General features: G+C 40.5%; 11 protein-coding genes, 2 tRNA genes and 1 pseudogene. 6 read left to right on the forward strand and 8 right to left on the reverse strand.

Annotation, left to right across the window (positions count from 1 at the left end):
- Positions 1-11 precede the first annotated feature (11 nt).
- The gene (locus JMX93_RS01970) at positions 12-329 is read left to right on the forward strand and encodes a transposase (protein ID WP_499203683.1); all 318 of its coding nucleotides are present in this window, start codon (positions 12-14) and stop codon (positions 327-329) included.
- A gap of 359 nt (positions 330-688) precedes the next feature.
- Positions 689-1,015, forward strand: coding sequence for a hypothetical protein (locus tag JMX93_RS01975; RefSeq protein ID WP_499203684.1), 327 nt, complete (start codon positions 689-691; stop codon positions 1,013-1,015).
- A gap of 380 nt (positions 1,016-1,395) precedes the next feature.
- Here JMX93_RS01975 and JMX93_RS01980 read toward each other — a convergent pair.
- A pseudogene (locus JMX93_RS01980) lies at positions 1,396-2,507 on the reverse strand (IS3 family transposase).
- A gap of 157 nt (positions 2,508-2,664) precedes the next feature.
- Between JMX93_RS01980 and JMX93_RS01985 the strand changes: the two are divergent.
- A complete protein-coding gene (locus tag JMX93_RS01985) occupies positions 2,665-3,111 on the forward strand; it encodes a hypothetical protein (RefSeq protein WP_499203685.1) in 447 nt (148 codons plus the stop codon).
- Between the two features lie 411 nt (positions 3,112-3,522).
- Here the strand turns inward: JMX93_RS01985 and copM are convergent, their stop codons facing one another.
- From copM to JMX93_RS02000, 3 genes are all read right to left on the reverse strand, one after another.
- Positions 3,523-4,257 carry a CopM family metallochaperone gene (copM, locus tag JMX93_RS01990; protein ID WP_499203686.1) on the reverse strand — a complete coding sequence of 245 codons (735 nt, stop codon included), beginning with the start codon at positions 4,255-4,257 and terminating at the stop codon, positions 3,523-3,525.
- Positions 4,258-4,383: 126 nt separating this feature from the next.
- Complete coding sequence (locus tag JMX93_RS01995; RefSeq protein ID WP_499203687.1) at positions 4,384-4,800, reverse strand: DUF305 domain-containing protein; 417 nt, start codon at positions 4,798-4,800, stop codon at positions 4,384-4,386.
- Between the two features lie 140 nt (positions 4,801-4,940).
- On the reverse strand, positions 4,941-5,543 hold the full coding sequence (locus JMX93_RS02000; RefSeq protein WP_499203688.1) for a DUF411 domain-containing protein: 603 nt from the start codon (positions 5,541-5,543) through the stop codon (positions 4,941-4,943).
- Between the two features lie 205 nt (positions 5,544-5,748).
- On the opposite strand from JMX93_RS02000, the gene JMX93_RS02005 reads away from it, so the two are divergent.
- Both JMX93_RS02005 and JMX93_RS02010 read left to right on the forward strand, forming a co-directional pair.
- On the forward strand, positions 5,749-6,498 hold the full coding sequence (locus JMX93_RS02005; protein WP_499203743.1) for a heavy metal response regulator transcription factor: 750 nt from the start codon (positions 5,749-5,751) through the stop codon (positions 6,496-6,498).
- A 1-nt stretch (position 6,499) separates the two neighbouring features.
- On the forward strand, positions 6,500-7,975 hold the full coding sequence (locus tag JMX93_RS02010; RefSeq protein ID WP_499203689.1) for an ATP-binding protein: 1,476 nt from the start codon (positions 6,500-6,502) through the stop codon (positions 7,973-7,975).
- A gap of 239 nt (positions 7,976-8,214) precedes the next feature.
- On the opposite strand, the gene JMX93_RS02015 is transcribed toward JMX93_RS02010, so the two are convergent.
- From JMX93_RS02015 to msrB, 4 genes are all read right to left on the reverse strand, one after another.
- A tRNA-Asp gene (locus JMX93_RS02015) sits at positions 8,215-8,291 on the reverse strand.
- A gap of 54 nt (positions 8,292-8,345) precedes the next feature.
- Positions 8,346-8,421 (reverse strand) — tRNA-Val (locus JMX93_RS02020).
- 305 nt (positions 8,422-8,726) lie between these two features.
- A complete protein-coding gene (locus tag JMX93_RS02025; RefSeq protein WP_499203690.1) occupies positions 8,727-9,191 on the reverse strand; it encodes a glutathione peroxidase in 465 nt (154 codons plus the stop codon).
- A gap of 157 nt (positions 9,192-9,348) precedes the next feature.
- Entirely contained in the window at positions 9,349-9,774 is a 426-nt protein-coding gene (msrB, locus tag JMX93_RS02030) for a peptide-methionine (R)-S-oxide reductase MsrB (protein WP_499203691.1), read from the reverse strand.
- Between the two features lie 569 nt (positions 9,775-10,343).
- Between msrB and JMX93_RS02035 the strand changes: the two genes are divergently transcribed.
- Complete coding sequence (locus JMX93_RS02035; RefSeq protein WP_499203744.1) at positions 10,344-11,894, forward strand: aminotransferase class I/II-fold pyridoxal phosphate-dependent enzyme; 1,551 nt, start codon at positions 10,344-10,346, stop codon at positions 11,892-11,894.
- The last annotated feature ends 70 nt before the right edge of the window (positions 11,895-11,964 follow it).

The raw sequence follows: 11,964 nt of genomic DNA on the forward strand, positions 1-11,964 counted from the left end.
CAATTATTTACATGGATGAAAGTGGATTCGAAGCTGAAATCATTCGCCCTTACGGTTATGCACCGATAGGTAAACACTGTATCTATAGTTACAACTGGCAAGGTAAAAAACAAACCAACGTCATTGGTGCTTTGTACGAAAAGATGCTGTTTGCACTAAATTACTTTGAGCAGAATATCAATGGCAATATATTCTATGATTGGTGCAAATACACACTGATTCCAAGCTTAAACACTTCATGCGTGATCGTAATGGATATGAGCGAGGATAAAGCACTGCTTTGCCCGAGCGCAAGACGAGAGCTGTGCTCGAGTGACAAGCTTTCATAAGCGAGCACAAAGACTACTCAACAGGCACGGTCACAGGCTTTTATTTCTACCGCCTTATAGTCCTGATTTAAACCCTATCAAAAAAAATGGGCACAGGCAAAGTTTCTACGCCAAGGCTGGATGGAGAATAATCTGCCTAAACTGTTTCATGATATGGGATGTTCCAGTTTTATTGTGGATTGACTATATGGAAACATTGAGGTAAAGTAACGAATAAAAAAACTTGCATTCTTATTTTTATATCTATATCCCTAACAGGTTGTCTAAGTGATAGTAATATCTGTCCCAAGACCATAAATCCTACAGTTAACATACAAAACTTTCAACAGTTAACTGATAAAGATCAAGCTAGCTTATTAATGATAGATAAAGATAGGGAAATGGTTTTAAATTATGATTTTAAATACACTAAAAGCTTCGAAGACTACACTGTAGTTTATTTTGATAAAAAAGAAATTATTATTCCAAATAATCTATATGAAATACAATATAATAATGACATATATTTCATACATAATATAAAAATAGCAAACAATACTAAATATAGATATTGTAGTGATGAAACAACTTATAATGTAAACGATTGTCAATCTCAAGGTTATATTTTAGATATAGACCCCTCCTGCGCTATTCCCGCTGACCAAGCTGATAGCTATTTTGAAAATAAAATTAAACCAACTATGTAATTAATATATTAACTATTGATACGATGACCAAACCCTCCTGCAGTCTATCGGCGATAGCGAGCATCTGATTAACACGGGTAGCTTATTATCATCGAGTCGCCCTAGTTTATTTACCACGGACAACGGTTTATCAGAATGGGTCACGGATCACCGGACAGAACAAGCTTACTCTCAGCTAAAAGTAGACAGTGCTGGGATATCCGCCAGTCTAAAAATGGGGGTTATCAATCCATCAGACACAGCCAAACGTCAAGGCATCAATGCGGCTACCAATGCCCAAATCAATATAAAATCAGGTGAAGCACTCTGACCCCTGCCGTCAAATCCGTACAGTTAAACTTGGGAGATTTTAGTTACGCAGCTTGACGGTAAAAGTCAAATCACACCTGTCTTGGCGTTTTATAGTTTTGGTGATACACCAGCTCATTCTTTAATGTGCCCCAGAAGCTTTCTATCGGAGCGTTATCAAAGCAATTGCCCTTGCCGCTCATTGAGCCTGTAAATTGATGCTGCTTGATGATCTTGTGGTAGGCATGGCTACAGTACTGACTGCCTCTATCAGAATGTACAATTAGCCTTTGGTTTGGACGTTTATTTTTGATAGCCATATTGAGTGCACGGCAGACTAAATCTGCTGTCATGCGCTTATTAATGGCGTAGCCGACCAGCTCTTTGGTGTATAAATCTTTGACTCCAGCTAAATACAACCAGCCCTCATTGGTCCAGATATAAGTAATATCACTGACCCACGATTCATTAGGACGCTTAGCATCAAATTGCTGATTTAGTATGTTTGGATATACAAGCTTGTTGTGATTGAAGTCAGTGGTGATTTTAAAGCGTTTGTGACGACGGCATTTGATGTCATGTTCTTCTTTAATGCTTCTAACCATATACAAGCTAATATCGTGCCCTTGCTCTATCAGCTTTGCGTGCAGTCGATCAGCACCATATCGCTCACGAGTTTCACTGTGAGCGGCCCTAACAAGTAGCTCAGACTGGTTACGATGTATCTGTTGGTCACTAATATCGCGATTTATCCAGTCGTAATAGCTTAATGGCTTAACATTTATCACGCGGCACATATTGGTGATGCTAAAGAAGTGCTGGTTATCTTTGATAAAGGCTTACCTGACTAGCTGTGCTTGGCGAAGTACGACGTTGCCTCACTCGAGCATAGCTCTCCCCTTGCGTCGGGGCGAAGTAGTGCTTCGCTTTACCCCTCCTCATTTAGTATCTCTCGTTCCTCTTTAGCAACTTTGAGCTGTCGTTTGAGGCGCTTTTTCTCTTCCATCACGGCCATAAGCTGTGGATCTTACTGCTCAGTCCCTTCAAGCTTGCCTTGATTGGCTTTGTTATGCCAGTTCGATAGCGTTTGCATGGCAATACCAAGCTGCTTTGCAGTGGCTGAAATATTCCCATCGTTGTCCGCTATCTTCTTGACGGCTTCTGCTTTGAATTCTGTGCTATAAGTTCTGATTTTCTTGGTCATGGTAAACTCCTTGTCGAGTCGCTAGTTTACCAAGTTTATCTCTACGGTTTCTTCAGCATAGATCAGTACGTCCCATAATCAGAGGAAGGACATTAGTCCTTTCTTAGTATGCTTGGTCATAAAAATAATAGTGCATTACAAAATCAAGAGGTTCCATATGAAAAAGTTTATTTTGTTTCTATTTTTTGTACCTTTAGGGTGTTCAATAGAAAGCAGTGCTATTGAAGACGTGCCTAATATTGCAAAAAGTGAAACTACTTTTATTGAATCTAGTATTGAAAATAATTGTACTGGTGAACCTTTATTATTAATGTATGAAGAATTTGTCAAACTGGGTATTAAAGAATCAAATTTATTAACTAGCAAAGCTAATATAACTTTTACTAAAAGCAATACACCTAAATCAAGGATAGATAAAAACCTAACTTCAGATTTTGGATCTGATTTTTTAAAAGATGCCTGCGCAATAGATGGAACAGTTATTAGTATTAAAGACCTAAGAGAAGGTTATCTTGGTGCTTATCAAGTTACCTACAACTCAGAGGAAAGCGCACTTTTAGCTGCTGATATTATAAAGGATGCAAACTCAACTCAAGGTCTTTAAAGTTGCCACTGTCTTCGATTGGAGATTAGTCAATAACACTATTCTCATCAACTACAATAGCCCAGCTACAACTTTATACTACGAACACAATGTGAATGAGTTATCTAAATAGTTGGTTATGGTGATTTGGCAATTTGATGGTGAGCAAGGTTAGTATTTTACTTATGCCACCTTCGGGTGGTTTAAACACAGATATATTATCCTAGCAAGTCTTGCTCATATCAATGGCGTACCTAAGAGACTTAACCTTTTAAGGCTTATGGTCGACAAAGGTGGCGACGCGAATATTGATACAGGCAATGGCGGAATTTTAGAGAAGATTAAGAAATTTAAAGCAGAAGAGGCAGCACCTTAAAAAATCTAAGAAACCGCTCTTTATCCAAAATAAATTCACCATTCAGCACTCATCATTTAACTATTGTGCTTAGCTATCCAGTTTTGCATTTGCTCAATTTCAGGCTGCTGCGCGTCAATTATTTGTTGTGCCAATTTACGCATTTCTACATTTTTGCCATACTTTAGCTGTATTTTTGCCATATCTACTGCGCCAATATGATGCGGCAACATACCGCGAGCAAATGCCATATCGGGGTTAGGGTCAGCGATACCTGCCATCATTTCACTATGCATCGCATCCATACCTTTAGCGTAAGCTGTCTGCATGGCTTCAGTATCAGACGTTGGCTCAGCAGCATCAGGATTGTTGACAAGCCAATTCTGCATTTGCTCAATTTCAGCTTTCTGAGCGTCAATAATCTCTTGTGCCAACTGACGCATTTCTGCATCCGTACCATACTTTAGCTGAATCTCTGCCATATCAACAGCACCAATATGGTGACCGAGCATTCCTTGAGCAAAGGCAGCATCGGGATCGTTGTATGCCATACCTGCCATCATCTCATCATGCATCTTAGCCATAGAGTCATTATACTCTCCATGTATGCCAGTCATCGCATCGCCTGACATATCATGACCCGCATGCGCATCCATTGTGGTAGTGTCTGTTGTCGCATTATTAACGGGAGCCGCCGCGTCTTTGACAGTAGCATCTGTTACGTCATTCGTCGGCTGACAAGCGCCAAGCATCATCACGGCACTGACACTAACTGCAAGTATGGCAAGACGTGAGTTTCTTATCATTTTCATGGTAGATCCTTAATTACGATCGTTTGGTTGTTATGATTCATATAAAAACTGGAAAATCAGTTAAGATCCACCAGTTGGAAAAAATCATTTAATTTATGTGCTAAAAGTAGTGTGTTTTAAGGCTATTTATTCTAATGCTTCGATCAGTGCCTGCATCTCTTTAATTTCACGTTTTTGTGCTTCGATGATGTCGTCAGCAAGTTTCTGTACTCTAGGGTCTTCTATATCGGCTCTTGAGCTGGTTAAGATCGCAATTGAATGATGCGGTATCATAGCCTGCATCCAATCCACTTGATCGACGGTTGCTTGAGATCTGACGCCCCAGATACCTATGGCAAACATCAACACACTAAGACCATAAATCATTAAGTTGACCTTAGTTTTCTGATACATATTGGTCATAAAGGCGAGCATAATCACTGCCATGCCTGCGCCCATATATAGTGCCATATAAGCTCTGGTCTCACTAAAATAAATATGATCCCACTCATAAGTATTGAAATACATCATGATATACATCACCACGGTAGACGTCAGAATCATAAGGGTGAACTTTATATAAGGGTTCATCTGTTTTCGCTCTGTATGAGTCATCAGTCAGTCTCCATCAATGCCGCTATCAGTACCACAATAAGTAGCTGAAATTTAAAACATCTATCTAAAGTATTAGGGCGTATCCTAGCTTATAGCTGCTGCTCTGCGAACTCAACCTCAGCGTATACTTGGTTTGTGCCATCTTTATTGATTTGCATAATTTGGTATGGCATGAATTTATCTTGATATTCCATACCAGGGCTACCCACGGGCATACCCGGTACCGCCAAACCAATGGCTTGCTTTGGTGGGTTTTGTAAAAACTCAGCCACATATTTAGCAGGAACATGGCCTTCGATGACATAACCATCACTGGTAACCGCGGTATGGCAAGAGCGCATCTCAGTAGGCACACCGTAACGCTCTTTAAATAATGACAAGTCTGCAACATCATGAGTCGTCGTCGTTAACCCGTTATCTTCTGCGTGCCCTATCCATTCTTTACAACAGCCACAATTGGCATCTTTATACACAGTGGCTGACACCTTCTTGAGCAGGTCTGGGTTGTTGGCTGGTGTCACTGTTTGCTTAATCTGTATAGCGCTTGCCTCACCACTGCTGGCGTTAGAGGCATTGGCAGTAGATGAGCTAGCATTAGAAGCGTTGATGTCAGATTGCCCGCACGCTGATAATATAACAGCGGTTGATAAGATCGCTGCCCCTCGAAAAAACTTAACGGTAAAAGCAATCATAGAGGCTTCTCATGGTGTTTAATATTAAAATTAGGATGTACTGAAGCCAAACTAGCATAACGACTCTGACAGTCAGATGACGCCAAGATGACAATTCTGTCATCTTGAAGCCTGAATATAGGTTTATTGCAAGTATTACTCTATGATTGATAATAATAGAGACATTTATATTGATGACACCCTAAACAATTGGCGCGAGTATGCTATGAAAATATTGTTAGTCGAAGATGAGTTATCGCTTGGCGACTATATTAAAAAAGGTTTAAGCGAGGCAGGCTTTATCGTTGAGCATAAAGTAACAGGTTTAGATGGTTATCATGCACTGATGACTGAGGACTTCAATGTCGTGGTGATGGATGTGATGCTGCCTGATGTCAGTGGTTTTGAGTTGGTCAGTAACTATCGCGCTGCTGGTAACACTACCCCTGTGTTATTTTTGACCGCAAAAGATGACCTTAGCGACCGAATAAAAGGCATTGAAATTGGCGGTGATGACTATCTCACCAAGCCTTTTGCCTTCGCTGAACTGCTGGTCAGAATCAAAAGCTTACTACGCCGTGCCAATCAAACAGATTACGCCAGCACAGTGCTTCAAATGGCTGATTTAAAAATGGATATCGCCAAACGTAGTGTGCATCGAGATAAGTGTTCTATCAAATTAACGGCCAAAGAATTTGCGCTATTGCAGTTTTTACTTGAGCATCAAGGTGAAGTATTGCCCCGCTCTGTCATCGCTTCACAAGTATGGGATATGAATTTTGATAGCGATACCAATGTGATTGATGTGGCAATAAGACGCTTACGAAGTAAAATCGATGATGACTTTGAAAATAAGCTCATTCATACCGTACGTGGCATGGGCTATAAACTAGAAGCGGACAATAATGAAACCAATATTGATATGAGTAATGAGGCTAATACTATCTCTAAAATCAATCCTCTTGAAGTGAAATAGCATGGCATATAAATCAGAGCATCGACGCTTATCATTACTGTGGCGCACCACTCTAGTATTAACGGTATGTGTGCTGATATCTCAAGCTTTTTTGTACATATGGATACAGCGTTCGGTCAATGATCATTTTAAACAAATGGATTCCGAGATATTGACTCAAGCTGCGTTTAATTTACGGCAGTACATGACAGATTTGCCATCCGATGCTCAACGCGCTAACGACCTTACCGCCCCCACTCCTCTAGCCAATACAGCATCATCTGTGATGGATAACTTTCGACCAGATTATGAAGTCAAAATAATTATCACTGACCATAATGGACAAGTCATTGATAGTCAGCCAAAGGATTTTATTGATAAGTTCAATGATACCCAATTAATCGAAAAACTATGGCAGCAGCACCACAATCAACCCTTTGACTTGCAGCTTGATAATCGTCATTTTCGCGCGCTGGTCATTGAGCACTCTAATCGTTTGGCATTAATCGCGCTACCGATTGATGTGCATCATCAATACCTTGCCCAGTTTAATCGCCATCTTATCCTGATACTTATTGCAATTACTTTTATATTGGTATCAGTCGCGGCTTTTAGTGTCTATCTAGGATTTGCCCCCTTAGCGACCATCAGCCAAAAAATGACACGTATCAACGCCGAGCAGTTAGACGATAGAATCATCGTATCTGAAATGCCAAGCGAGCTGCGACCCTTGGCTGACGCCTATAACGCCATGATGGATAAACTCGAACACAATTTTACTTCATTATCACAGTTTTCAGATGACATTGCTCACGAACTGCGCACACCACTGGCAACGCTAAGCACCCAAACTCAAGTGATGCTCAGTAAACCTAGAGACCATCAAGAATATGTCGAGCAGTTACATCATCAACACGCCACGCTCAAGCAACTATCCGTGCTAATTAACAATATGCTATTGCTAGCAAAAACTCAAAAAGGTCTCTACGACTCACAACGTCATCTTGTCGATACCGACTCACTGATAATTAAGCTCATCGATTATTTTGAGCTGATAGCCGAAGAGCGCGGTATCTCTTTTGAAAAAAAAGGTGAGTTTGATGTGGTATTAGGAGATGAGAGCTTGTTACAAAGGCTGTTTGCCAACCTGATATCCAATGCGGTTTACTACGCCGCCAGCGACAGCATCATTACTATTGCAGCCGTTTTTAAGACTGCTAGCCTCATAAAAAATAACGCTCATACTCTTAAAGAAATCGTTCAACAGCCATCGCTCAGCATCACCATCACTAATCGCTTGCAGACGCCTCTAACTCAAGCGGAAGCAGATAGACTGTTTGAGCGCTTTTATCGTCATGACAAATCCAATAACCAGCACTCGGGTACAGGGTTAGGATTGGCCATCGTACAAGCGATCGTCAATGCCCATAACGGCAAAGTCAGTATTGCTATTAAGAATGAGTATTACTTTCAAGTTAATGTACAGTTATTAAAATAATCATAGGGCGTATTTTATCGAGAAATGGTCACCTTTTGGTCACCGAGCAGGTGGTCAGCAATTTTTAGAGAGTAAGATTTTCTCACTTGAATTTATCAAAGATATGATCGTAAAGAAAAAATAGCCAACCTTTATGAATAAAGGCTTCAAGAGAAATTTTAGACACAAAAAAACCTCAAGTAAACTAATACTTGAGGCGAAACTTGCTTAAACTCGAAAGTTTAAATTCGTTTTAAATATGGCGCAGCGGACGGGACTCGAACCCGCGACCCCCGGCGTGACAGGCCGGTATTCTAACCAACTGAACTACCGCTGCTTAGGTCGTTTTTAGCATTTTACCTTTATAAAGAGGCCCACTTCGCTAAAGTAGTGGTGGGTGATGACGGATTCGAACCGCCGACATTCTGCGTGTAAGGCAGACGCTCTACCAACTGAGCTAATCACCCTGAGAAGCATTTAACTCCGCAAGTTAAAATTCCTTAAAGGGAATTTTATAGAAAGTTTAATCTTTAAAGTTGTCATGCTTTAAGTCAGTAAAAATTCTAACAACATTGAACTTAATTAAGTCCCCTTGCTGTGGGTGTGTATTATATAGATTTACACATGGCTGTCAAACAGTATTTTCAGTTTTTTAACGTATTTTATAGGTTTTTATTTATTAATCTGACAAGCCTATGTTTTAATTGGATTTATATTTTTATAAAAATCCAATAAATTTTCAAGCATGACCCTATTTACTGGCCAATGCTTGTTAGATATCCATTTTTATGGCTTCTGGTTTGGTGGTTGGAGCATAGCGGTCAATAACCTGTCCATCTTTACCAATTAAAAACTTGGTGAAATTCCATTTAATACCGTCTGTCAATACGCCACCCTTTTGCTCTTTAAGCCAATCAAAAATAGGATGAGCGTCTTTGCCATTGACATCAACTTTTGCCATCATCGGGAAGCTGACACCATAGTTTTTTTGACAAAATGCGCCAATTTCATCATTACTGCCTGGATCTTGACTGCCAAACTGATTACATGGGAAACCAATAACGACCAATCCTTGATCTTTGTATTGCTGATATAGCGCCTCTAGGCCTTCGAATTGTGGGGTGAATCCACACTTGCTCGCGGTATTAACGATTAATAGTACGTTATCTTTGTAATCAGAGAACGCTTGTGAAGTACCGTCCATACGTTCAGCGGTAAAATCATAAATAGTACTCATCATCTGTCCTTAAATCGATTAATTTATTATTTTGTTTTTTTTAAGCCGTGCTCATGTCTCAATAACATTAACATTCATAGTGCTAATAACTGGCAAGGAAGCATCTCGCACTTCCCTGCCATGACTCTAAAACAATCTAAGCGACTTGTTCTACCGATTACTTGTCAGATTTATCTAAATCAATAGACACAGAGTTGATGCAATAGCGCATCCCCGTCGTCTCGCGTGGGCCGTCAGGGAAAACATGACCTAAATGTGCGCCACAGTTACTACAAGTGACTTCTGTCCGCGTCATGCCCAGCGAATTATCCACATGCTCCTCGATAGCGCTGTTATCAATTCCTTGGTCAAAACTTGGCCAACCACAGCTAGCATCAAACTTATTGCTTGAGTCAAATAAGCTAGCACCACAGCCTTTGCAGCGGTAAACACCATCATCAGTCTCATCATTATAGACGCCTGTAAATGGGCGTTCTGTACCCTTCTCACGCATCACGTGATACTCATCAGCACTCAGACGCTCTTTCCAGTCAGCTTCCGTTAACTGGCTGATCTCTTCTTGGCTAAGTTGATTGTCTTGCATAACGTATCCTTAATTTGGGTATGTATTATCTCATCCATTAGTATTAGCTTTTATCTGCTATTAACTAACACTTTATCGCCATATTTTTATAAAAACGATGGGCTCTATCTCTTGTTTATCCACGCAATATTCAAGGCATACATTACAAGAAAGTTATCAAAAACAAGTGATAGCGTAAGGTGTTGAAAAAGCTGTGATAAATAAAATACAGCCAATTGTCTTAGCATATTAATGAATACAGATACAGTTCTAAAAATAATCCAACAAAGAAACTTCATACCTAGCAGATCAGTAAAGAGAAAGAGATGCCTTTATCTAAAATGCAAGTTATTCTTGCATTATCAAATATAACCCTCTTAAAAAGAGCTTGCATTGCTACTAATAATGCAATAATATCTTGCATTACGGCTTGAGTAAAACAAATGCTTACTTTTATTCTCTCTATTACCAACTAATTAACAAAGGCTTGAATGATTATGGCTGATGACAAGAGCAAAGGCACACAAGCTGAAAGACTGGTACAGCTACGTCGTGATAAAGGGATCACTGCTGAACAATTAGCACAAGCCATGACCGCAGCAGGTGCAAAAGTCAGTCGCGGTGCTATCTCGAATTGGGAGCGTGGCACCAACGGTATTGTGTCATCCAAGCTGCCAACGCTCGCACACATTTTAGGCTGCAGTGAAGGCTATCTGTTACGCGGTGAACTAAAAAACGACAGTGATAAGGATAAAGAGGTGGGTAAGAGCGCTCATTCTCATAACAAAAACAGTCAAAGTATGGCACCTGCTCAAGCTGACAAGATACATGAATCACAAGCCAGTCAAACAGCTTCAACCCCTACTACAGACACAAACTCACAAAACAACCCTATGAGTGGTCACGCTATGAACACAATAAAAAAATCGGATAAATTGCAAAATGTTTGCTACGACATTCGCGGCCCGCTATTACAAACAGCCAATAAAATGGAAGCCGAAGGCAAACGTATATTAAAGCTGAATGTCGGTAACCCAGCACCTTTTGGTCTAGAGGCTCCGCATGAGATTTTGCGCGATGTGGCAATGAATTTACCAGACGCGACCGGCTACTCTGACTCGCAAGGGATTTTTTCAGCGCGTAAAGCCGTCTTACAGTACTACCAATCAAAGGGGTTACTATCCGCAGTTGACGTCCGTGATGTGTATTTAGGCAATGGGGTTTCTGAGCTAATTGTGATGACCATGCAGGCGTTGATGAATGATGGTGACGAAGTGCTTATCCCGATGCCAGACTACCCACTTTGGACGGCAGCGGCGAACCTATCTGGCGGCACAGCTGTACATTATCGCTGCAATGAAGACGATAACTGGCACCCTGATATCGAAGACATTAAATCTAAAATCACCTCTAAAACTAAAGGTATTGTGGTAATTAACCCCAATAACCCAACGGGTTCACTTTATAGTGATGAATTGCTAAAACAAATTATTGAGGTCGCTAAAGAACATCATCTAATCATCATGGCCGATGAGATTTACGATCGTATCCTTTATGATGATATGGTACACACCCCAATGAGCACCTTGACTGATGACGTATTGGTGCTCTCATACAATGGCTTATCAAAGTCGCATCGTATCGCAGGATTCCGTGCAGGTTGGATGATGGTATCTGGCAAAAAACACCATGCCGCCGACTTTATCGAAGGCTTAGACATGTTAGCATCTATGCGTCTGTGTTCTAACGTCCAAGGTCAGTATGCCATTCAAACGGCAATGGGTGGCTATCAAAGCATGAAAGACCTAACGTCAGAACGCGGACGCTTATATAAGCAGCGTGAAATGGCCGTGTCACGACTTAATGCTATCAAAGGTATCTCTTGTACCATGCCGCAAGGCGCGTTTTATTGCTTTCCAAAGATGGATCCTGACATTTACCCTATCGAAGATGATATGGCATTTATGATGGATTTGCTTGTTGAAGAAAATGTCTTAATGGTGCAAGGAACAGGCTTTAACTGGGATAAGCCAGATCACTTTCGCTTGGTATTTTTGCCAAACTTACATGATTTAGAGGATGCCATGGACCGCTTAGATCGCTTTTTTGCCAAAAAACGCAAGCAATTTGGTACCGAATAGAATTCACTTTGTTTAAATTGAATTTTACTTTGACATAAAAAAACGCTTATCGGCGTGATGCTGATAAGCG

Origin of the sequence: Psychrobacter muriicola 2pS, assembly GCF_904846535.1 — a bacterium.
GTDB lineage: Bacteria > Pseudomonadota > Gammaproteobacteria > Pseudomonadales > Moraxellaceae > Psychrobacter > Psychrobacter aquimaris.

What these genes read in the sequence shown, in the direction of transcription:
- JMX93_RS02000 (WP_499203688.1), bottom strand. Translation starts at nt 5,543, where the DNA reads ATGATTGCTTTTACCGTTAAGTTTTTTCGAGGGGCAGCGATCTTATCA.
- JMX93_RS02010 (WP_499203689.1), top strand. Translation starts at nt 6,500, where the DNA reads ATGGCATATAAATCAGAGCATCGACGCTTATCATTACTGTGGCGCACC.
- JMX93_RS02035 (WP_499203744.1), top strand. Translation starts at nt 10,344, where the DNA reads ATGACCGCAGCAGGTGCAAAAGTCAGTCGCGGTGCTATCTCGAATTGG.
- JMX93_RS01995 (WP_499203687.1), bottom strand. Translation starts at nt 4,800, where the DNA reads ATGATTCTGACGTCTACCGTGGTGATGTATATCATGATGTATTTCAAT.
- JMX93_RS01970 (WP_499203683.1), top strand. Translation starts at nt 12, where the DNA reads ATGGATGAAAGTGGATTCGAAGCTGAAATCATTCGCCCTTACGGTTAT.
- msrB (WP_499203691.1), bottom strand. Translation starts at nt 9,774, where the DNA reads ATGCAAGACAATCAACTTAGCCAAGAAGAGATCAGCCAGTTAACGGAA.
- JMX93_RS01985 (WP_499203685.1), top strand. Translation starts at nt 2,665, where the DNA reads ATGAAAAAGTTTATTTTGTTTCTATTTTTTGTACCTTTAGGGTGTTCA.
- JMX93_RS02005 (WP_499203743.1), top strand. Translation starts at nt 5,749, where the DNA reads ATGAAAATATTGTTAGTCGAAGATGAGTTATCGCTTGGCGACTATATT.
- JMX93_RS01975 (WP_499203684.1), top strand. Translation starts at nt 689, where the DNA reads ATGATAGATAAAGATAGGGAAATGGTTTTAAATTATGATTTTAAATAC.
- copM (WP_499203686.1), bottom strand. Translation starts at nt 4,257, where the DNA reads ATGAAAATGATAAGAAACTCACGTCTTGCCATACTTGCAGTTAGTGTC.
- JMX93_RS02025 (WP_499203690.1), bottom strand. Translation starts at nt 9,191, where the DNA reads ATGAGTACTATTTATGATTTTACCGCTGAACGTATGGACGGTACTTCA.